The 21,564-nt window shown below is 61.8% G+C and carries 14 protein-coding genes; 10 read left to right on the top strand and 4 right to left on the bottom strand.

The annotated features are described in order from the left end of the window. Positions 1 to 10: 10 nt before the first annotated feature. Positions 11 to 658: a type III secretion protein gene (locus ACSQ3Z_RS10730; RefSeq protein WP_436171242.1), complete on the bottom strand. Its 648-nt coding sequence runs from the start codon at positions 656 to 658 to the stop codon at positions 11 to 13. 219 nt (positions 659 to 877) lie between these two features. Here ACSQ3Z_RS10730 and ACSQ3Z_RS10725 point away from each other — a divergent pair, with 219 nt between their 5' ends. Then, on the top strand, positions 878 to 1,522 hold the full coding sequence (locus ACSQ3Z_RS10725; protein ID WP_436171241.1) for a L,D-transpeptidase: 645 nt from the start codon (positions 878 to 880) through the stop codon (positions 1,520 to 1,522). 3 nt (positions 1,523 to 1,525) lie between these two features. Next, complete coding sequence (locus ACSQ3Z_RS10720) at positions 1,526 to 2,458, top strand: LysR family transcriptional regulator (protein WP_436171240.1); 933 nt, start codon at positions 1,526 to 1,528, stop codon at positions 2,456 to 2,458. An 18-nt stretch (positions 2,459 to 2,476) separates the two neighbouring features. Here the strand turns inward: ACSQ3Z_RS10720 and ACSQ3Z_RS10715 are convergent, their stop codons facing one another. Further along, positions 2,477 to 12,151 (bottom strand): LysM peptidoglycan-binding domain-containing protein, encoded by a 9,675-nt coding sequence (locus ACSQ3Z_RS10715; protein ID WP_436171239.1) that lies wholly within the window; start codon positions 12,149 to 12,151, stop codon positions 2,477 to 2,479. Between the two features lie 76 nt (positions 12,152 to 12,227). Further along, positions 12,228 to 13,088 (bottom strand): MurR/RpiR family transcriptional regulator, encoded by an 861-nt coding sequence (locus ACSQ3Z_RS10710; protein WP_436171238.1) that lies wholly within the window; start codon positions 13,086 to 13,088, stop codon positions 12,228 to 12,230. Between the two features lie 211 nt (positions 13,089 to 13,299). Between ACSQ3Z_RS10710 and ACSQ3Z_RS10705 the strand changes: the two genes are divergently transcribed. The 7 genes from ACSQ3Z_RS10705 (at position 13,300) to ACSQ3Z_RS10675 (ending at position 19,421) form a co-directional block, all read left to right on the top strand. Further along, on the top strand, positions 13,300 to 13,485 hold the full coding sequence (locus ACSQ3Z_RS10705; RefSeq protein WP_436171237.1) for a hypothetical protein: 186 nt from the start codon (positions 13,300 to 13,302) through the stop codon (positions 13,483 to 13,485). A 123-nt stretch (positions 13,486 to 13,608) separates the two neighbouring features. Then, a complete protein-coding gene (locus ACSQ3Z_RS10700; RefSeq protein WP_436171236.1) occupies positions 13,609 to 14,610 on the top strand; it encodes a SctD/MshK family protein in 1,002 nt (333 codons plus the stop codon). A 38-nt stretch (positions 14,611 to 14,648) separates the two neighbouring features. After that, positions 14,649 to 15,047, top strand: a complete 399-nt coding sequence (locus ACSQ3Z_RS10695; protein WP_436171235.1) for a hypothetical protein — start codon at positions 14,649 to 14,651, stop codon at positions 15,045 to 15,047. A gap of 137 nt (positions 15,048 to 15,184) precedes the next feature. Further along, a complete protein-coding gene (locus tag ACSQ3Z_RS10690; protein WP_006203919.1) occupies positions 15,185 to 15,376 on the top strand; it encodes a hypothetical protein in 192 nt (63 codons plus the stop codon). Beyond that, positions 15,373 to 17,541 carry a type III secretion system export apparatus subunit SctV gene (sctV, locus tag ACSQ3Z_RS10685; RefSeq protein ID WP_436171234.1) on the top strand — a complete coding sequence of 723 codons (2,169 nt, stop codon included), beginning with the start codon at positions 15,373 to 15,375 and terminating at the stop codon, positions 17,539 to 17,541. The genes ACSQ3Z_RS10690 and sctV overlap by 4 nt, the downstream gene beginning before the upstream one ends. A 57-nt stretch (positions 17,542 to 17,598) precedes the next feature. Beyond that, positions 17,599 to 18,957, top strand: a complete 1,359-nt coding sequence (locus tag ACSQ3Z_RS10680; protein WP_436171233.1) for a type II and III secretion system protein family protein — start codon at positions 17,599 to 17,601, stop codon at positions 18,955 to 18,957. A 14-nt stretch (positions 18,958 to 18,971) separates the two neighbouring features. Next, on the top strand, positions 18,972 to 19,421 hold the full coding sequence (locus tag ACSQ3Z_RS10675; RefSeq protein WP_436171232.1) for a hypothetical protein: 450 nt from the start codon (positions 18,972 to 18,974) through the stop codon (positions 19,419 to 19,421). Positions 19,422 to 19,609: 188 nt separating this feature from the next. On the opposite strand, the gene ACSQ3Z_RS10670 is transcribed toward ACSQ3Z_RS10675, so the two are convergent. After that, complete coding sequence (locus ACSQ3Z_RS10670) at positions 19,610 to 20,413, bottom strand: tetratricopeptide repeat protein (RefSeq protein ID WP_436171231.1); 804 nt, start codon at positions 20,411 to 20,413, stop codon at positions 19,610 to 19,612. 84 nt (positions 20,414 to 20,497) lie between these two features. Between ACSQ3Z_RS10670 and ACSQ3Z_RS10665 the strand changes: the two genes are divergently transcribed. Further along, positions 20,498 to 21,538, top strand: a complete 1,041-nt coding sequence (locus tag ACSQ3Z_RS10665) for an EscU/YscU/HrcU family type III secretion system export apparatus switch protein (RefSeq protein ID WP_436171230.1) — start codon at positions 20,498 to 20,500, stop codon at positions 21,536 to 21,538. Positions 21,539 to 21,564: the final 26 nt, after the last annotated feature.

Here is a 21,564-nt window from a genome sequence, read left to right as displayed (position 1 = left end):
CTCCTGTTTCCTAGTTCGGTTTGCCGGAGGGGACATTCTGCGCCTCCGCCTGCTTTCCGCGGAAAACGCGAACCGAAGCAACCTTGCCGGGCTCCTGCTTCGTGCTCGCCATGGCAGGAACTCCGAGCGTTTTCCTGACGAGTTCGATGTAGGACGGCGGCCCCGATACCGAGACGACATCGTCCTGCTTGGAAACCTTGATCGGAAACTTCGGATCAGTGACGCCCAGCCGCGAAAGCCGATCTTCCGCGCCGGCAGCCGTGTTGGCGTCCAGCGGAATCATCTCCGTCTGGACTTCTGCTTCGGTCGCGACGTTCATGACGATGCCGTCGAAATGCCAGACCAGCCCGTATCGATTGCAAATCTCTTCCAGAAACTCACGGGCCGTTCCGACCGGCATGCCGGCGCTGAGCCGCCCCTTTACAAGCTTGCTGACGCGCATCGGCACCCGCATGTTGCGGCCAAGCTCGACGAGCGCGTCTGTCACCGACTGGTCGACGGTGATGTATTTGTACGGGCCGGCAGGCCAGCGTGGTTCGGCGGCGTGCGCGGGCCGCGCGACAAGGCTGAACACCAGGACCATAGCGATGCCGCAGGCGGCAAAGGCAGCCCTTGCTCCCGACAACCGATCCGCGTGGCAGATACCGCGTCCCGTCAACTTCAGTCCTATCACAAAGGGACGCACGAGCGATGGCACGCGTCGCCTGTCCCATGGTTTACCCGCCAATTCACTCTATCGTGGGCACCGCAAAATTGGAAGTCCAATTGGATTGCATCTGTGCACTAGGTGCCAAATGTTGCGAACAGTGAGCAAAGCGATATGGTGCGCGCTGGAATCACCAGTTCAACGCCAGGATGCAGAAAGGGATCGGTCTCGGTGGCGGCAAACAAGATCCTGCTAACGGGCTTGACTGCTGCGGTGTCGGTGGCGGCCATGACGTCGGCACAGGCCCAATCGAACAGCGGCTATGACCCTAGAAGTTGGACTTACGATCAGGCGAGAAATGTGCTGGTCTCCCCTTCGGCTCCCGACCAGACGTCGGACGAAGGAATGCTGCCGGCGTGGTCGGTGATCCCCAGGCAGATCGTGAATTTCAGCGAGGCTCAGCCAAAGGGATCGATCGTGATCAACACCACGGAGCGGCGCCTTTACTACATTCTGGGGGACGGAAAGGCGCTGCGATACGCGGTGGGCGTTGGCAAGGAGGGACTGGAGTGGTCCGGTCGCGACACGATTTCGAGCAAGAAGGATTGGCCGGATTGGCGGCCGCCGGCAGAAATGCGATCCAGGGAAGCATCGAAAGGCCGCGTCCTGCCCGCCCGTGTCGAGGGCGGGCCGAACAACCCGTTGGGCGCGCGCGCACTGTATATCGGCAACACGCTTTATCGCGTCCACGGCACCAATCAGCCATGGACCGTCGGACAGGCCAACTCCTCTGGATGCATCCGCATGACCAATGAAGACGTCATCGACCTATATGACCGGGTAAGAATCGGTGCTCAGATTATTGTCCGGCACTGACTCGTGATCCCTTTCAACATCAAGCAGCTCGAAACCTTTCTCCTGGTGGCGACTTTCGGAAGCTTTCGAAAGGCGGCGGAACGCCTCAACACCACGCAGCCGGCGGTATCCACGCGAATTGCCGGGCTTGAAGAGGCGCTGGGTACCAAGCTGTTCGAGCGGCAGAGCAGCACCGTCAGGCTGACCGCCGAGGGACAGCGGCTTCTACCACCTGCTCAACGGGTCTTGCGCGTAGCCGAACGGCTGCAACTGACGGCCAGCTCTCTTTCAGAGACGGCCGGGGTGCTCAGGCTTGGGGTTGCCGAAACCATCGTGCATACTTGGCTTCCGGATTTCCTGAAGGAATTGCAGGCAAACTACCCGCTTGTCGATACGGACATCGTCGTTGATGCGACGACCACCCTTCGCAACGAACTCATGTCCCACCGGCTCGATCTTGCGGTGCTGATGGGGCCTATTCTGGAATACAGCATCGAGAATATGGAGCTGCCATCCTTTCCGCTCGTCTGGGTCTGCTCGCCGCAATTGAAATTGCCGAACCGACGCCAACTGACGCTGACTGACCTGATGCAGTTTCCGATCATCAGCTATGCGCGCACCACCAGACCCTACAGCGAACTTTACCGCAAGCTGACCGGCGAGTTGGAGGAGACGCCACGTATCTTTCCGGCCAATTCGCTGGCCGCTTCCGTCAAGATGACACTCAACGGTATCGGCATAGCCTCCCTCCCCGAGGAAGTCGTCCAGGATTACACCGCAAGCGGCAAACTGCGCATTGTCGACTGCGAGTGGCACCCGTCCGACCTGCAGTTTACTGCCTCCTATTCCTCCGAGCCATCCAATCCGATAGCCGAGCGGGCGGCAAAGCTGGCCGCCTGCGTTGCGCACGCCTATGCCGCGAGAACCGGCAAGGCGCAGTCTGTAGACGATCGCTAAAACTGGACCGGCCGTTCCTCAACCGACCGAGGTGACCGGCAGATAGATGCGATCACCCGAGAAGATCATATCCGGGCTCAGGATATGATCCATATTGAGCACCACCGTCTCCGCCACGTCCGTTGAATGGGTCCTGGCGATCAGGCGAATGCTGTCGCCGTTCTTGACCTCGACCCACTGATAGCCGTCTTTCTCCAGCGTTGGATTGGTGCGGCCCTCGGGATTGCTGCTGCCCGCGGGATGAACCTCCACATGGTCGCCGGAAACCCAGCCGCTATGCATGTCGCCGTCCGGTCCGAAACCTTCGACGGGTATCCAGGCTTCCCCTGACGGATCCGTCGACGGCTTCGCGGTCTGCTCGACGAACGTGCCGGGTTCCAGAACCGTCACCACGGCAGAATCGCCGTCCGGCTGGGTCCGCAAATTCAGGCCGTCATCCGCCAGCACGACAAGTTGCGGGAAGGTCTCGGGCGGGGTTTGCGGCTCACCTGGAACATCCGAAGGATCATCGGGTTGCTGGGACGAGGCATCGCCATCCGGTTTTTTCGGATCGGGTGGAGGGGTCGTCTTCGCGCCCTCCCAAGGCTCCGCGAGCAGGGCGTCCAGCGAGAAGAGAAGCATTCCAACGCCGAAGGTGATGCCCAGAGTCCACCGATCCCATGCAGTCCATTTTTTGTCGGACTTTTCCGCCGCCGCGATGTCATCATCGGTCCGCGGCACCGACCGGCGATTCATCCGGTCCGTCCTTATCGCTGACGCCCAGAATTCCGCGCAGCCGAACGTGAACATAGTGCCGGCGACTGTGGCGATCGGCGCCGGCCAGGAGTGCAACGTATAGACGGCGCAGCCAAGCACATAGCCGGGTCCAGCCAGATGTTCGGCCAGGTTTCGGATCACCGGTCTGCCGGTGAACGACTGCAGCATCGATTTCGTGCCATAGACGATGTTGCCGAGCGTGAACGTGCTGTTGACGACAAGATCCTTACCCTGGATCATCCCGGTCGCCGCACCTGGGGCTGCGGCAATGAATGTGGCTCCGCCGAGCGCGTTGAGGAATCGCCCGAACGGCTTGTGACTTGCGGTTGCGTTGGGGAAGAGCGCCTGCGCGCCGAAAACCATGCCTCGCACGCCAAACGCCACCGCTCCGGCGGTGGCGGTCCAGGTTGGCGGCAACGAACTCCACAACATGTAGGAGGTGGTCGACATGCCGCCAAAGGTGGCGAGTGCCTGAGCGTTTTCCCGCATCCTGGCATGGCTGAGGGCCAGATCGACGCTGGTGGCCTGATCCGGCGTCATCGCCTTTTTATGGGTCGCCTGATAGGTCGTCAGTTGCAGCACCGAGAGGGCGTTCGTGTGATCCCCGCTCATCCACTCGAACTGCTCAAGCGTGAACTTTCGGAACTGGCCGGGGCTCATTTCCTCGAACTGTTTTGGCGTCACCGCTTCGATCTGCGGCTGGGTCAGGGCTTCAGTGTGGTGGATCGTGAAGGCACCCCATTGATCGCGGGTCAGCATGGGGATCTGCTTCTCGGTCAGCCACGGCACCTGCTTGGGATCGAGCTTCGCCACGTCCACGGCGTCGATCATGGTTTCGGGGATCGCCTGAACCTGGCGCTCGGTGAGGTTCTTCAGCAATCCGGCCTCGCCCAGATCCTTGAATTGCTGTGACGTGAACTTCGCGACCTGGCCGGGCTTGAACCACGGAACCTGGCGCGCTTCCAACTTCGACACGTCAACGAGCTCGACCATGTCTCCTTTCATCGCCTGCAACTGTGGTTTCGTCAGGTGAGGCGTCAAACCGGCTTTGCCGAGATCCCGGAACTGCTGGTCGGTCACGTTCCGGATGTGGCCCTCGGTCAGCCAGGGAATCTGTTTCCCGTCTAGGCCAGCGATGTTGACCTGGCCTATCCTTGCCTTCGGGATACCGCGCAGTTGGCTCTTGGTCAGATAGGGCAGCAAGTCGGCCTGATCCATGTCGCGGAACTGCTGTTCCGTCAGCTCGGCCACCTGCTCGCGCTTAAGCCATGGAATCTGGTTCGGCTGGAAATCGCCCATGACGAGATCCGGCACCTGGTCAAGCGGGGTCGCTCTGACGCCATCTCGGGTGAGGCCATTGTTCGGAGCGGATTGGCCCTTGTTTGTTGGTGTGGGACCGCCGAGGCTCCTGTTGTCGACCGGCCGTCCGTCGACCTTGGCGCCGTGCGCCATGCTCGCCGCGTCGAAAACGCCGTCAACACGGACGTCGCGCCCACCGTCTGACAGCCAATAGCGCCGCTGCGCGTCATAGTTCGGCTGCTGATCGGACCGTCCGCCGGTGACGTCGATCACTGGTAGCCCCGGCAGCTCAACAACGGCGGAACCGTCGAGCGCGATCGTCTCGCCGATATGGACGTCGCCGTCGACGGCCTGCGCGCGCCCGCCGAGCCTGTCTGCGACAGTCCTCGCAAGCGATACGGGAACGAACGAATCGGGACTGTTTTCCCGCGTCCCTCCTCCACAGACGAATAGAACGACATCCTGGCCGCGGCGGTAGTTGGGATGACTCTCGATGTCGCGGACCAGCTGATCCACGCCCGGCAGGTCGGCCTTCTCGGCAATCACTAGGAACGCATCGGACGCGACGGGAAGCCTGAGCGCGGCTGCATCGACGGCGCGCCCGCCCACGGTGATCGAACCGTCGCGCAGGTAGTTCAGGTCGCCCTGGCGGCCTGCCGTTCGGGTGGCACCTGCGTCCGATGCGCTTGCGAAAGTGATCGGTCGGCCATCCCCGGAAAGTGTGCCAAGCCGGTTGACGTACCAGGTCTGCCGCTGCGTCTCGGTCACACCCTGTTCACTGTACCAGTGCACGAGCGGTGCCTGTAAGTCTTGCGATACCAAGTAAGCAAACTCTGGAGGTGGCGCTTCGACGGGCTTCGCCTGTCCCATCAAGAAGGTACGCAAGGCAGGCGTGGCGCCGGCAGGAATGAATGTTTCATCCTCGAACAAGGGCAAACTGGTCTCCCGAAATTCCGCAATCTCACCCTTCTGCCGAGGAGTCGCGGTGGTTTCGATTTCGTCCAGCCATTTTTCCAGTGAGGCCCTGCCGCCCTTTGGAAACGCGATACCTCCGCCGTTGGCAGCACGCGCGTCGAGTTCGTGCAGCCAGCGAGGAACGGCGATCCTCAGAGGTAGTTCGCCCTCAGTGACGAAATCCCGTTGAACAAAGTCACTTTTCGCGACGATCGGAGCGGCTTCCGGCAACTGCGTCCGATAAAAGAATCTGATTTCACCCCTGAGCGCAAATGGAAGCTGGAGGAAAGGGACACCGGGAACGCCGATCCTTAGGGCCGGGGCCGACAGCGCAATCGTGCGGTCGACCGTCGCCGCTACCGCCTCCCGCTTGCCAAAGAGGTTGAAGTAAATCGAACCGTCCGACGGCGTATAATGGCTGAACGGCGCTGGCAATTTCCGCAGCAAGATACGATCCGGACTGGGCAGAAAGTCGAAGAACTTTTCGTTGAGTATGACCTCGAGCCTGCTGGATTGTGCGTTCCATACGCGCTGTCTTTTTCCACTATAGTTGACGATTGTCTCTTCCAACGGCAGTCCCGGAACTGCAGACTGACGCATTCCGCTGCTTGAACCTGGAACATAGAAAATCGACTTGTCAGGATCGATTTGTCCTGACTCAACCAGGTCCCGAATTGTGCTTACGTCTGGATTATCGACGAGATCCTTGGCCACGCCCTCGTCCTTCACGACGAAATGAGCCCGCAATCTGAGCCGACTAAGAACGCCTTGATTTTCATCGACAAATTGCGACACCACAACCGTGTCCTTTGGCACGGTTGCATTCATTGCAACCTCGTAACGCTGCTCAACACCGATGAAACTTGGTAAGTAGTATTTATCCTCCTGATAGACTTTCTTATAGGGTACATCGCCCTCGAATTGCATAAACTTATTTCGACCATCTGCTGGCACGTGTAAAAAGTCTCGCTCGCCATCTTTCAATGTAGCTGGTCGCGCACGAAGAGCGAGGCTGAAGGTGAGATCTACCCCCCAGCCCTTGACGTTGGCTCCCTCAGCTGTCGGACCCGCCAAACGCGCGGAGCGCGGCACGACCACGAACGCGGAATCTGCGGCTTCTCCGAACAGCCCCTGGTGTCCCGCCTCGAGAAGGTCCGCCCCTTTGTATTGGAAGGCTATCTGGCGCTGAGCTGGCCAGAGCTTCAGTTGCGCGGCCGTGATATTTCGGTGCTCGTTCGGGCGAATGGAAATGCCCAGCTCCTCACCAAGCGTACCGCGAAGCGGCTCTGCGGATTTGTATTTCACGCCGTCGGAGACTGCTTGGCCAATTGCGCGGAAATTGGTTTGCCTTCCGATGCCTACCATGTAAGAGCGCCAGGTGGGCGAACCGAGATCGACTTGCCGCGCGCCGGGGATTAGGTCAAGAACGGCATTCAGTGGCTCGGTATTGATCCGGACACGTCCCAGTGCCGATACCCTGAAATCGCCAAATCTATTCCGTTTTGCCGGTTTGCCATCCGCCGACTCGGGCGGCTTTGTCTCTGAAAGCGCCTCCAGGACGGGCCTGGCGTCCCCGTATCGTTGATCGAGCTCACGGCTTGAATAGTATTCCTTCTCCTTTTGGTACCGAGCCGCCAGTTGTTCGAGGGAAAGCGGCTTGTCGCCCGGATCGGTATCGCGATAGTGCGGCGGCGGAGTAACATCCTTGCCGCTGGTGTAGACGTAGCCGCTCGTGTCGGGTTCAGGCATGCCGGTGAAGCTGCGCGTCTCCGGATCCCAGACGAGGTGAACCGATCCGTCTTTTCCTGTCGGCTCACCAGGCACGATGATGGGATCGCCATCGGCGGGATGCGGTGTACCGGGCGGGGTCGACCCATGCGGATCATGGCCTGGCAGCATCGTCGAGCCATCGCCGCTGGCGTCATCGGTCTTGATCACTTCTCCTTGTATGACCGGGTGGCTGGGATCGTGGAAAACCTGCTCTCCCGTCGGCCTGTAAACGCCGTCGGCGCCCATCTCATGGACATTCATTGGACGCCCCGAGGGGCCAGGTCCCAGCGCCGGCTGCGACGGCCACGGTCCTTTGCCGCCGGGCGGCTGCTGGTGCGGTCCGCCGCTCCCCGGCGGCGGGTTGGCGCCAGGACCGTTGGAGCTCGCCTGCGTGCCCGTACCCGGCCGCAGCGTGCGCAGACCATGGATGCCGAGGCCCGTGCCGGTGATGCCGGTGCCAAGACCCGTAAGCGCGTTGGCAAGCTGGAGACCGTTCATCTGGTCTCCGTTGACGGCGAGATCGTAGGCCGATGTCGCCAGCAAAGGTGCGCCGACAATCACCGAGCCGACATCCGTCGCCCAGGCCACCTTGTTCAAACCGGCGGTCGACTGCATGTAGGTGCGGGTTTCGAGCGCCAGGGGTGAGCCGGACCGTGTTGCGCCTATGCTGCCGCGGAAGGCCTGCAGGCGCGTCATCTGGTTTCCAGCCAATCCAGCGGCCGTCATTTCCCTTCCCGCCATTCCAATGGTGCGCAGGCCGCTGGAAGCCATGGGCAGAACCGTGGTCGCTACGCTGGCGACATTCATCAGCGACTCGGTGTCGTCCCACTCGCCGCCATGCTCCAGATGGTTGACCTGGTTTATGACCGCTCTGGTTCCGAGATAGGCCGCGCCCGTATAGGCCAGCGGTGCTGCGACCGGTGCGGCCGGCGTGAACGACAGGATGGTGGCTATGCCGGTGCCGATGCCAACCAGCGGATCGACAACCTTGTCCCAGACCGAAACGTTGCGCGCCTTGACGACCTCAAGCGCGACCTTGCCGTCGTCTCCCGCCTTCATCTCCAGGCCCTTGGGAACGACGAGCTTGCCGTTCTCGCCGAACTGGTTGTTGTTGTCCTGAAAATCCCCGAGGTCGTCGAACTTCTTGCCGGTGACGTCGACATAGCGTGTGTTGCCGTCTCCGTCGCGCACGGCAAAGAGCACAGCCTGCTGCGTCCCGACCTCGTCGTCGACATAGAAGATCGGCACACTGCGCACGTACGGATTGTCGCCGCCGATATCGCGGATCTCCTCCGTCACATTCTCGATCGCCTCGCGGCCTTCCTCGGTCGAACTATTCACGCCGAGCTTTTTGGAGACCGTTTCCTCAAGGTCCGTGCCGCGCTGTTCCTGGAATTCGTCGTCGTAACCGCTGTCGAGCAGTTGCTGGAACTTCGGCTGATAGATGCCGTCGAGCGTCTGCTGCTCGTGCTCGTCCAGATAGGTCTTGTCCACCGTGCTGTTGCGATCGGCCAAGAGCGAGGGATCGCTGAGCCGAAGCTCATGATAGTCGCTGAAGCCTTGCACCACCCTGCGCAGATCCTCGGCCTGCGTTATCTGAAGCCTTGTCGCATCGAGCTTCAGCTTGGCAACTGCCAGTTCGGGATCGACCCAGCGTCCACTGGCATCGTCATCCTTTGTATCCAGGTCGATCCAGACCGCCTTCCCGCCCTCGGTCAGCGCATCGATTCCTGTCTGGTTGTATTTCTGGGCGACCTCAGGCGCCACCTTGATCGTCTGTCCGCCGACATTGATCTCGACCGGCTGCACGCCATCGGGCAGCGTGCCAGCGGGGGCATCCACCGTTCCTGGCCCGTGTTCCGTCAGCGCATTGTTGAAGTTGGTCTGTAGCGTCGTCAGCTTGCTGTTCAGGTCGGAAATGCTGTTGCCGAGCTGCTTGTCCAGGACGTCGTTCAGGGTCTTCGCCGCCTGCTCCTCGCCGGCCTTCGCTGCTCCCAGGCCATTGGCCGTGCACACCGGCCCGCTGGAGTTGGCGCCGCTCAGAAGCTGCTGCCAGTCCTTGTTGAGTTGGCGGTCCCGGTACTCGTCCCTGACGTTCTTTTCGCTTAGATTGTAGGTGAGCTGCTGCTCTGTCGTGCCCTCTTCGAACTGGTTGACCACCCACAGCTGGCCGTCGCGGATCTCCAGCCTTTGCGATTGGAAGAGACCCAGATAATCGCCACTGACCCTTTGATGTTTCTTTCCCTGTTCGAACAGAAATTGGTGCTCGTTATTGTATTCGGCGAGTAGTCTTTGCTCGAGATCCGTCTGCTGCGCGCCCACTTGCGTGGCATTGGCATGGGCGTCGAAGTAATCCTGGTAGGCCTGCGCCAATTCGAGCTGACTGCCTGCCGTCGTCTGCAGGGCCTTGAGGTCCTTGTATTCCTTCGAATCCGTGGGAACGCCGTTCAGTTCGGCCTGCCCGACCAGGAAGTCGATCGTGAGCTTGTCGCCCTTGCTCAGATGCAGGCCGACTTCGGAGAACAGCTTATCGACAGCTGCATGATCCGCGAGGCCTTGCGCATACTGCGTTTCCCGGTTGGGACCTGGCTGCCCCTGCGCGGACACAACGTCTGCATTGGGATCAATCAGCGGCGTGAGGTCGCTCTGCTGGGCGATCGCATCCGCAAGAACCCTGCCGGCGTTTTCGTACTCCCCACGGGCATCCTGCGCGTTCTGCAGCAAGGTGTTGGCCTTGGTCAACCGCTCCTGTGCATCGGCAAGCGTGCCCTTCGGTTTCTGCGCGGTCCATTGCAGACCATGAGGCGCCAGCGCCTCGTTTATGATGGTCTGCGCGCCATCGACGGCATCCTTGTAGGCGGGGTCGAGCATATGGACGTTGAACTGCTCCTGCCGCTGGCCGGCCAGAGCTCGCGTCTCGGTGATGCGGGACAGTGCGATGTTCTCGGTGATGATGGCCTGCGCGACCTGGGGGTCGACCCAGGTCCAGACGCCGTCGACCTTCATCGGCGTCCATTTTCCGCCGGAAGGTGCGTTGCCCTGCGGCGGATCGCCGAACGGATCGACAACCCTGTTCTCACCGTCCAGCTTGGGCTCGATGACGGTACCCGGACCGTATTTCGCGATCAGGTCCAGTTTGTCTTGTCCGGCTTTTTCCGCCGCGTCGATAAGACTGGGCAAGGCCTCGCCCGCCAGCAGCCCTTCGACGAAGGTCTTCACGACCTCGCCCTCTTTTGCCTCCTTGGGATCGCTGCTGTTGGGGTTCACCGCCAATAGCGTCCGGGCCAGGGCCTCCTGCGTGCTTCCCGCCTTTATCTCCAGGTCGGTGCCGGTGGTGTTGTTGTGCAGCGTCGCGCTGCCATCGGGCCTGGTGGTCAGCGTATAGCCGTTGAAGGTGACCTCGACGGTCGTGCGCGTGCCGTTTTCGATGGTGATCTTTTCGCCCGGATGGATGATGTCCGGGTCGCGAGGCGAGCTGAAAAGCTCCGGATTCGTGCGTCTGAGATCATCCAGCGTCACGCCATGTTGCTCAGCGATCAGGGTCAGGTTGTCGCCCGGCTTGACCTCATATTCGACAGGCTTGCCGCCATTGATCTTCTCGGCGGTGGTCGTCGTCACCCGGCCGTCCTTGTCGGTGACGATCTTGGTTTCGGTTCCGGCCTTCGGATCGACGATCGTGGTCGTGGTTTCGCCTGTTTTGGTGTCGCGCACACTGCTGCGGGTCTTGCCGTTGCCATCGACGGAGTGCGACGTTTCCTTGCCGTCGGCCGTGGTCACCACGGTGCGTGCGTCATGCTGATAGTCGTGAGAGTAGACGGTCTTGTCGCCGCTGTGCGGGTCGACAATCTCGACCGACTGCACGTCGCCATTGTCGCTCGTCGGCTCCTGCGTCTTGACCTGATAACCGGCGGCCTGCAATTCGGCGATCACCTGCTCGCTGGTGAGGCCGTTTTCCTGCGCGATCTGCTCGATGCTTTTCCCCTCGGCCAGAGCGTCCTTGATATTCTGCGTGCTTGTCCCGCCCGGATCCTGCGCCGCCGCCAGTATGGTCTTGCGTCCGTCCGGGCCGGTGACGGTGGTCACGGGAAGGGACGGACCGGCGCCCGGCGTCACCGTTTCCACCGAAGCGCCGTTGGGCAGCGACGTCCGCTCGGTGACGGTACCCGTGCCAAGATCGTCTTCATACCGCGTCGTGATGGCGCCGGTGTCGGAATTGTAGCTGCTGGTTTCCTTGCGTCCGAGCCCATCGCGAACCGGCGTCGTGGTCGTCGCGCCGTTGGGTTGTTGCTGGACGCTCGTATAGTAGCTGTCGTGCTGGTAGTCGTAATATTGCGTGACGGTGCGGCCGTTGGCATCGGTGATTTTCGTCGTCTGCACGTCGCCATTGCCGCCGGTCGGGTCGGTGGTCGACACGCTCATGCCGCCAGACCTGAGCGCGGCGATAACCTGTTCGCGCGTCATGCCGCGGGCAGACGCAATCTGGTCGATGCTTTTGCCGCCGGTGACGTCGTTGACGATGTTGCGGGCGGTGGTCGCTTCCGCGGCGTTGTCTTCGGGCTTGCTTCCGTCAAGCTTCACCGGCGTCAACGTGGGTGCCGCGAGATCGGGCCGCACGTAGAGTGCCGGCACCACCGTCGTGCCGTTGCCGGATGTGCCATTGCTGGCGTTCGTGACGTTGACACCCGGAGGCGCAACCGGCGGCGGCTGCAGGGAACTCAATTCCGTATTGACCTGTGCCAGTTGCTGGCGGGCCTGTGCCGCCCAATCACGCTCGCCCATCCTGTTGGCAAGCCTGATCTGCTCCCGAAGCTGCGCTGCCTGCGCCTCCAGCCGCGCAACCTGCGCTGCATTTGCCGAGGCGTTGACCTTTTGCGGCTGGACTGGCGGCTTGGTGAGCGTTATCGGGCGGACCATCTGGACGACCTCCGGAAATCACTGTTGCCGGCAGCCTGGCTGCCATCACGCCCGCCTGATCGCAACCCTTCAGGTCTTATCGAGGGGGCTTCCAATAAATGCCGAAAGCAGCAAGCTGTTCTTCCGACTGTTTCACCCGTTCTGCGGCATTCGTTTCAGACTGCACTGCCGTCAATGCCGCCAGAATCTCGACGGCGGCGAATGCCGGCGCCATGCTTCGGAAGAACGACTGCGAATTTGACGTGACGATAATTGTTTCCCGCGCGATCCGGGTCAGCGGCGACACGCTGCTGTCGGTGATTGCCACCACGCCGACGCCCTGCCTGGCCGACTGGCGCGCCACGTCGATGGTCGTGCGTTCATAAGGCGCCATGCCTACAGCAAGGAGCACGTCGCCACGTCCCGCGTGCTGGAGGACGTCCAGACCCTGTCCGCCCATCTCGCCGACAAGCGTTGCCTGGCGGTCGCCGCCAGCCACAAACGACATGATGTGAACGAAGTGGCTCGCGACCGGATAAGCGGAGCGAGAGCCGAGAGCGAACAGATTGCGTGATCGCGCAAGGAGCCCGGCGGCGGCGATGAATTGCATGGCGTTGCCGTATTCACCGAGGCTTGAAATCTGGGCCGCGAGTGTGTCGGCAACGACGCCGGCAGTCGAATATCCCGGAGCGCCGTGTTGTTCGATACCCCGTCGCGCCGGCTCACCGGCGATCGTCTCACGCAACGCGCGCGCATAGAGGCTGCGCATATCCTCGTAGCCATCAAGGCCAAGCCATCGCGCCAGCCGCATCATCGTGCTGTGCGAAACGCCGGCCTGGTGCGCCTGCTCACGCATCGACATCAGTGCGACATCCTTGGGATGATCCAGCACGAAACGAGCGGCGACACGTAGTTGCGGCGGCATATTCTCGAACCGTTCGACCAACAGCTCCGCCAAAGGACCTTTTTCCATCCTGAAATACCCCATTCACCCGGTTCGCAGGTTACTCCTGGAACGCCGGCAACGCAACAGTTGGAACTGAAGTGGCTCAAATATTCCAACTGGACTTTCAATTTCGGTCATGCTGCCTTAAGTTGGTTTCGCAACCTGCCGGATCGCAGCGGTGTGAGTCTGGAGTTTGTAACTTGAATAGTCCCTCAAGGAGACAATGATGGCCCCTACCCCTCCCATTACGTCCGGCTCGGCTGGGTCGCCGGAACAGAACCTGGACAAGATGATCAAGCACCAGGAGCGCATGTTTGGCCTGGAGATCACGAAAGAGATGGCGAAATCCCAGCATGACATGCTGATGAGCACCGCAAGGACGCTCGGCCAGTCGGCTGAAAAGGCCTAAGGCAGGGAATTCTCGAACCCATACGCCGCCGCAAGCAACCGGCGGCGTACTTGCACGGCAGAAATCGTTCAACGCCGTCGTCAGGCTGCATTTGAAATCGTCATCGGCGGGAGATGAAGTGGCATGACCGCTAGTCCTATCGGCAGATATCTGGATGCGGCGCCAGCGCGCCGGCTCCGGTCGATTATCGCCCCCTCCCCGGCATCCGGAGGTTCCGTTGCGCTCAGCGTAATCCATGGATTTCATGCCGGCGCCGAACTCAGCCTGGTCGAGCCACTGTATACGATCGGCTCCAGCACGGAGTCCGACATTGTCCTCAGGGATGCCGGCATCGCGCCGATCCACGCAAGGCTGCGGCGCAAGGGCAGCCAGTTTGAAATCGAGGCCGTCGGCGGTGATGTCACTCTTGCCACAGGCGAGACCATCCACGAGGGACATGGCAGCCGCTGCAGGCTGCCGCTCACCATCAGCGTCGGCGACGCCCGTATCCGGCTGGTCAACCCGGAGCGCCCCCCGAGCCGGTGGTCCTTTTCCCATCGCTCCGTCCTGGTTGCGGGCAGCGTTCTCTTTGCCGTATTCGCTGTCTCCGTCGCCGCGAACGGGTTCTCTTTCGCCAAGCCCGACATCGGCGCAAAGGCATCCTCTCACGACGGCGAACCGATCAGAATGGCCTTCGCCGGCGAGCCGGACCAGGAAGTCCTGGACGACTCGTCGCCGGCGCAAATCCAGAGTGCCGCAGAAGCGGAAAGCCAGCTCAAGCTCCGTCTCGAGCAATCCGGCATAGGCACATTGACCGTTCAGCAATCACCGGGACGCCTTGTGGTCTCGGGCATGATCCCGAATGACAAGAGTGGTGCCTGGGCGGAAACGCAAGCCTGGTTCGACCAGGCGTTCGGCGCACACATTCCCCTCGTCTCCAACGTCATGGTCGGCAACGCGCAGCAGGCTCCGCGCCTGACGCTGCAGGCGATCTGGTATGGCGATCGGCCTTACGTCATCGCGACCGACGGCGCCCGCTATCACGAAGGTGCCTTCACGAATGACGGCTGGACCGTCAAGCACATCGGCGAGACGGAACTTCTGCTGACCAAGGGCGGCGCCACGGTCGCGCTGAAATATCCGTGAACCGCCGGCTTGAAGGACCGCGACTCGATTCGGCAAGGATGGACGCCGCCGGACGCGAGGTGCGGCAGGCGGAAGGCGTGCGCGGCCAGGCAATCAACCGGCGACGGATGAATGGCGTCGACAAGGCCGCAAACCGTGCTCAAGGGACGAAATCTGCCGCTGCTGCAGAAAAGCCGGAGACCGCGGAATTCCAGCCGTCTCAAGGTGCGGCCGGCGAATCGCTTGACGAGATACTCGCCAACTTCGTCATGCCCGTTGTTCCCGAGCCAGCCATCCTGCGTCGCTCCGTCCCTATTCTCCAGCATTTTGTAACGCACCTGGTCCCCGGCCTCGAGGGCGGCGAGCAACTCAAGACGTTAGCCAGAACGCTGATGGAGGATGAAATCGAGCGTCATCGCGAACTGCTCGGCCGCATGCAGGAAGGAATCGGAATCTGACCGACCCGCATGACACGGTCCATCTGCTGCATGTCCTTGGCTATCTCTACGGGTGTCATGGCCAGGCAAAGCGGGGCGCGGCGTACCTGCTTATCGCTGCACAGCTCTCGCCGGGAAATGCCGGCGTCCTCAGGACATTGGCGCACCTGCTCATACTTGATGGCGAGGCGGAAAAGGCGCTTGCCACGATTGCCAGGCTGGAGACCTTGGAAGGAATGGACAACCCGGCGCTTGCATTGCTGAAGAGCCGCGCCTTGCTCGTGGCCGGGCGCAAGGCAGAGGCGCACAGTGCCTTGCTCAGCTTCCTGTCGCAGCGAGGCGTCGGATGAGCGTGTCGGAGCGACTTCTGCAATTCCTCGCCAGGCTGTCACGCCGCAGCGACCTGGTCATTGCCGTCCTGATGCTCGTCGCAGTGGTGATGATGCTCATTCCGTTGCCGACGTTTCTCGTCGACATTCTCATCACCGCGAACATCGCCATCAGCGTGCTTATCCTGCTGGCATCGTTTTACGTTTCTCATCCGCTCCAGTTCTCGTCGCTGCCGTCGGTCATCCTCATCGCCACCTTGTTCCGGCTGGCGATCACGATCACGACCACGCGACTGATCCTGCTCCAGGCCGACGCGGGCGAGATCATTACCGCCTTCGGTACCTTCGTCGTCGGCGGCAGCATCGCGGTCGGCCTCGTCATCTTCCTGATCATCACTGTCGCACAGTTCATCGTGGTTGCGCGGGGTGCGGAACGCGTCGCCGAGGTCGCCGCACGCTTCACGCTCGACGCGCTGCCGGGCAAGCAGATGAGCATCGATGCCGAGTTGCGAAACGGCGACATCGATCAGGCGGAGGCACGGCGTCTGCGCCAGCAGTTGGAGCGCGAGAGCCAGCTGTTCGGCGCGATGGACGGCGCCATGAAATTCGTCAAGGGCGACGTCATCGCCGGCATCGTAATCATTCTGGTCAACCTGATCGGCGGTTTCGCGGTCGGAACGCTGCAGCACGATATGTCCGTGGGGGATGCGGCCGCGACCTACACCCTGCTCACCGTGGGTGACGGGCTGGTGGCGCAGATACCGGCACTGCTGGTCGCCGTGGCCGCCGGCACGATGGTGACGCGCGTCGGCAGCGCGGATGGAACGGGCGACCTTGGCCGGCAGATAACCAGCCAGCTCCTGCGGGATTCCCGGGCGCTCGGGCTCGCTGCGGTCATCATGGTCGGCCTCGCCCTGGTGCCAGGCTTCCCTTCCATCGTGTTCCTGATCCTTGGCGCCTGCTTCGGAGCGGGCGCCTATGCAATCAATCGCCGCACCGCAAAGGAAGCTGAGTCCAAAGAGTTCGGCCAGATCGCCGTGCACGAGCAACCGGAAAATGCCGCGTCGCTTTCAGCAATCCGCACCGGAATGCTGCCTCCTTCCTACCGCGTCGTCGTCCGCCTCGGAACCGACCTCGCAGGCTCGATCCCGGAGCCCGAATTTGCCGCGCTCGCCGACGGCGTGCGCCGCGAACTCTTCGGCGATCTGGGCGTCGACGTTCCGGCCATCGGCATGCAGGTCGACGAGATGCTTTCACCGCGAAGCATCCGCATCGATCTGGAGGGCGCACCCATTCTGGATGCCGAAATTCCTGCCGACCGCGTTCTTGTCGAAGCGGACGCAACGCATCTCGACCTACTCGAAGTAACTTACGAAAAAGGGACTTCGATTGCCGGTCAGCGCAAATTCGTGTGGGTCGATGGCAGCAAGATATCGGTACTGAAGGAAGCCGGTTTCGCCTTCTCCGCACCTGCGGAAACGGCGGCCAGATGGACGGGAAATGCACTTCGGCTCTATGCCGGCCATTTCGTCGGGATCCAGGAGACGCGCAGGCTCCTGTCGGACATGGAGCCGGATTATGCGGATCTTGTCAGACAGGCACAGGAGATCGTGCCGCTGCAGAAGATCGCGGAAGTGCTTCGCCGGCTCGTCGGCGAGAACGTGCCGATCGGCAATCTGCGCTTGATCCTCGAAGCCCTGATCGAATGGGGCCAACGCGAACAGGACGTCGTCCTGCTGACGGAATATGTCCGCACATCCTTGAAACGCCAGATCAGCTTCCGCTCCGCCGGCCGCAACAACATCATCGCGGCCTATGTCCTGCAGCGGTCGGCCGAGGATATCCTGCGAAACGCAGTGCAGAGCACATCGACCGGCACATTCCTGAACCTTTCGGACGATGATGCGCAGGCTTTGGTCACCGAAATCGAGCGAGCGCTGTCGCAGAACTCTACCGACGTCTCGCCGGTCGTCCTCGCCGCGATGGATGTGCGCCGCCATATGCGCAGCCTGCTCACGCACAATGCCATCGAGCTTCCGGTTCTGTCCTTCCAGGAACTCGCGCAGGAATTCAACGTCCAACCATTGGCCACGATTGCCGGACGCACCGGCAGGACCGGCGCGCGCAATGTCTCCCAGTCGCTGCCCTCGGCCCAGGCGAAAGCCAGGCAAGAGGCGGCCTCATGACGCCAGGCGGACGGAGGGGGACAGTTGGGGAATCCCCATGCTCAGGAGAGGAACGGCATGACAATCCACGATACCGCAGCAGGCGTTCGGTCCGCCGCTTTCGCCGGGCGGACGGATATGCGCTGGCTCGCTATCGCAACGGTTGGCTTCTTGCTGGCGCTCTTGTTTACACTTGCCGACGCGACGGCACAGAACGCATCGCCATTGCCGAGCAAGCCATCGCTCGACCTGCCGGTCGGGCAAGGACGCTTGTTGCGGTTCAATGAACCGGTCGAATCCGTCCTGATTGCGGACACCACGATTGCAGACCTTCAGGTCGTGTCGCCGAGCATGGTCTATGTCTTCGGCCTCAAACCCGGCCTGACCAACCTCATCGCAGTCACAGCCGATGAGCGGATCGAGGCAACGGCCCAGTTCCGCGTTACCCCCGATGTGACACCAGCCAATGAAGCCAAGCATGCGATGCAGCCGAACTCGTCGACAAATCTCCACATTTTCGGAACCCGCATCGTTACCACCGGCGAGGCACGAGGCGTCGATGAGGCAACGGATCTGGACAATGTCGCCCGGACGTTCTCGCCGCCGGAACAGCCGCCGCTGAACAACATGACCGTGCAGGGCTCGCAGCAGGTCAATATCCGGGTTCGCTTCGCCGAAGTCGCGCGCACCGAGCTGCAGTCGTACGGCGTCGACTGGTCTGTCGGATACAGGAGCGGCGGCTTCGAATTCAACATGTTCCAGGACAATGGCGTGCCCTCGGGCAGCGGCAATTTCGGCTTGAACATGGACCAGGCGCACGGCATCAACTTCGACATTCTGGTCGAAGCGCTGCAACGCAACGGCGTCGTCAAGATACTGGCCGAGCCGAATCTGACGGCGGTGACCGGTCAGACGGCAAGCTTTCTCGCCGGCGGCGAGATTCCGGTTCCGATTCCGCAAGGAACCGATGGCGTCACCGTCCAGTACAAGCCTTTTGGCGTTTCGCTCGGGTTCACCCCGACGCTGATCGGCCGCAATCGCATCGCGCTGCATGTCCAGCCGGAAGTCAGTTCCTTGTCGGAGACCGGCTCGGTAAGCGCCAACGGCTTCGCCATGCCGAGCTTCATCGTGCGCAGGGCCGACACCACGGTCGAAGTGGCAAGTGGTCAGACCTTTGCGATCGCGGGCCTTTTCCAGCAGCGGACTTCGCGCAATCTGGAAAAGTTTCCGGTTCTCGGCGATGTGCCCGTGCTTGGCCCGCTTTTTCAATCACAGCGCTTCCAGCACGAAGAGACCGAACTGGTTATCCTGATCACACCCTATCTGGTCGCGCCGGTGCGCGACAGCCTCGCCACGCCGCTCGATCGTCCAGCAGCCAAGCGCGCCAATCGCAAGCACGCCAATGACGCGTCGGCGACGGGTCTGATCATCAAGTAGTGGGGGAAACGACCATGACATTGCCCATCGCTTTCTGCTCCGTTCTTCCGGCGCTGTTTGTGGCCGGCTGCGTGAACAGCTCGCAACAGCGGCAGGATTTTTCTCCCGGCTACAGCTATGTTTCGACAGATACGGGCGGCTCCGAGAAGGGGGGCAGCGGTTCCGTCCTTGCGCCCAACGCATGCCTGGCCGAACCGGCCGATGACGACAATTCTGCCGCCAGGACCGATTTGACGATCGTCTCCGGCGTCGGCTCGCACCTGCCACCCGGTTGCGCCAATGCCTACAATCTTCAGCGCATGGCCGAAAGCCAGCGAGACCTCGTCGAGGGCCAGCGCATGGGGTCGGCGGCGGCAGCACCGACTGCGCGTGCGGCCCGTCGTTACCTCGACGGAGAAGAGGCTCCGATAGGCGGCGCCAACAGCGCGCCGTCGACGCCGCAAACGACGCTCCCGGTCGAGTGAGCCCCTGCGGCATTCGCCCGCGTAGCACTGCTCTACGCGTCGGGCCTGGCGGAAGACCGCTTCAGGGTTTCCGCTGTTCCGATGTGCTAGAGCGGTTCATCGTTTCACAGAAACGCAGAACCGCTCTATCTCCCTGCTTTGACGCAATTGCGGACGGAAAAACGTTTCACACTTTTCCTGGAATTGCTCTAGCCGAGGATGGAGCCGAGCGCTTTCGCCTTGGCTTGGGTGCTACCTTTCGACCGGATGGTTCTGGCACGCGCAAGCAAGGTGGCAACCTCCTTGGTCGTCAGGCCGATAGGCGGCGAGGCCTTGACCAGGTCGGCCTGGCCGAGAAGTCCATAGACCATCACCAGATTGCGCTTGTGGTGCAACTGCGCGCCAGGTGCGGCGGCGATCTTCTGCACCAGCGGCAGCGCCGTCGCGGAATTGTCTTCAAGGGCTGCCGCCAGCGCCATGTTGGTCTCGACGTCGAGGTCGCCCGGCGCAAGTTTCAACGCCTGGGCGAAGGTCGTCTGCGCCTCCCCTGTCTGGCCCGCGAACGTCTGCGCCACGCCCAGGCGGTTGTAGGCGCTGCTGGTATTGACCAGCGGCGCTGCCTGCGCGAGCGCGCGCATGCCGGCATCGATATCGCCCGCCTCTATCATCGCCGAGCCAAGCCCGAGCATTGCCCCGCCATCATTGGGAGCCTTTGCGAGCGCACCCTGATAGGCCTTGGCGGCGTCGGCAGGATAGCCCGCCTTCATATAGGCGTCGCCCGCCTTGACGAAGGCGATCGGCTTGGCGTCCGGCATCGCTGCCGCGCGCTGGTAGAGCGCGATTGCGGTGTCACTTTCTCCGCGCGCATCAATATCGTCCGCAAGCTTGATCAGTCGCTCCGACTGCGACGACGGCCCTTGCGCCTTCGCCTGCACAGAGCCGGTTTTGCTCGTCTGGCAGCCGGTCAGCGCCAGCGTGATGACGACTGGCAAGAATACGACATGCGACCGCATATCCACCTCTCCGTATTCAAGCCCGCCCCACCTTACACAGGGCGTCGGCCCACTGGAACCACAACAGTGCGATAAGATTGCAACATGGCTGAAGAAGCTGAGGAAAAGAAACTACCGGCGTCCGACAAGAAGCTTCGTGACGCCCGCCGAAAAGGCCAGGTTCCGCAGAGCCGCGACCTGACCTCTGGCTTCACTTTTTTCGCAGCGCTCGCCTATCTCTATTTTTCCTGGCCGATGCTGTTCACGCACCTTTCGGAACTCGTGCAGACCGTGACGGCGCCCGGCGGCTCGTTCGCGGAGGTCAGCCTGCGGGCCATTCGCCATTTCTTCTCTTTGCTGATGCTCGCCACATTGCCGCTGGTCGGGATCGTCGTCGTTCTCACCGTTGTCTTCGGCATGCTGGGGACGTTCGGGCCGGTCTTCTCGTTTGAGCCACTGAAGCCGCAGTTCGATCACATAAATCCGGCGAAGGGGCTTCAGAAGATCCTGTCGCTGCGCAACGTCATCGAGTTCACCAAGGGCTTGATCAAGGTGGTGCTGCTGGCAAGCCTGTTCGTCTTCATCTTGATCGCGTGGCTGCAGCCGCTCTTCGATGCGCCAGGCTGCGGTCCGTCATGCCTGGAGCCGATCATCAAGGCGGTGCTGGTACCTCTTGGTATCGCCGCCGCCCTGGCCTTTGTCGCGATCGGCGTGATCGATGTTCCACTTCAGCGCTGGCTGTTCCTTCGCGACATGCGCATGACGACAACCGAATACAAGCGTGAGCACAAGGATCTCGAAGGAGATCCCTTGATCCGCCATGAACAGCAGCGACAGCGGCGCGAGGCGGTGATGCAACCCGCGAAGCTGGGTGTGAAAAATGCGGTCATCGTGTTCGTGTCCGGCGACCGTGCCGTGGCGTTGCGTTACGTCAAGGGCGAAACGCCGGTGCCGACGGTCGTCGGCAAGGGCCGGGGCCGGGCGGCCGACGAGATAATGGCTCAGGCGCGCCAGGCGGGCATCCCCGTGATCGAGGATGCGGCCGTCGCCGAACCACTCTTCGAGAGTTCGAACACCGGGTCTTACATCGGCCAGCAAATGTTTTCGCCGGTCGTTCGCCATCTCGTCCGGCACGGGCTCACTTGAGGCGAAATCCTGCGGTCGTGCTTCAG

This window comes from Mesorhizobium sp. LjNodule214 (assembly GCF_964252735.1).
Taxonomy (GTDB): domain Bacteria; phylum Pseudomonadota; class Alphaproteobacteria; order Rhizobiales; family Rhizobiaceae; genus Mesorhizobium.
The sequence above is the reverse complement of the archived record's forward strand: the minus strand, read 5'-3'. Positions and strand labels throughout refer to the sequence as shown.

Bases quoted from the DNA above. Each gene is read 5' to 3' on its own strand.
- ACSQ3Z_RS10695 (WP_436171235.1), top strand. From the start codon at position 14,649: ATGGACGCCGCCGGACGCGAGGTGCGGCAGGCGGAAGGCGTGCGCGGC.
- ACSQ3Z_RS10675 (WP_436171232.1), top strand. From the start codon at position 18,972: ATGACATTGCCCATCGCTTTCTGCTCCGTTCTTCCGGCGCTGTTTGTG.
- ACSQ3Z_RS10670 (WP_436171231.1), bottom strand. From the start codon at position 20,413: ATGCGGTCGCATGTCGTATTCTTGCCAGTCGTCATCACGCTGGCGCTG.
- sctV (WP_436171234.1), top strand. From the start codon at position 15,373: ATGAGCGTGTCGGAGCGACTTCTGCAATTCCTCGCCAGGCTGTCACGC.
- ACSQ3Z_RS10705 (WP_436171237.1), top strand. From the start codon at position 13,300: ATGATGGCCCCTACCCCTCCCATTACGTCCGGCTCGGCTGGGTCGCCG.
- ACSQ3Z_RS10665 (WP_436171230.1), top strand. From the start codon at position 20,498: ATGGCTGAAGAAGCTGAGGAAAAGAAACTACCGGCGTCCGACAAGAAG.
- ACSQ3Z_RS10700 (WP_436171236.1), top strand. From the start codon at position 13,609: ATGACCGCTAGTCCTATCGGCAGATATCTGGATGCGGCGCCAGCGCGC.
- ACSQ3Z_RS10715 (WP_436171239.1), bottom strand. From the start codon at position 12,151: ATGGTCCGCCCGATAACGCTCACCAAGCCGCCAGTCCAGCCGCAAAAG.
- ACSQ3Z_RS10680 (WP_436171233.1), top strand. From the start codon at position 17,599: ATGACAATCCACGATACCGCAGCAGGCGTTCGGTCCGCCGCTTTCGCC.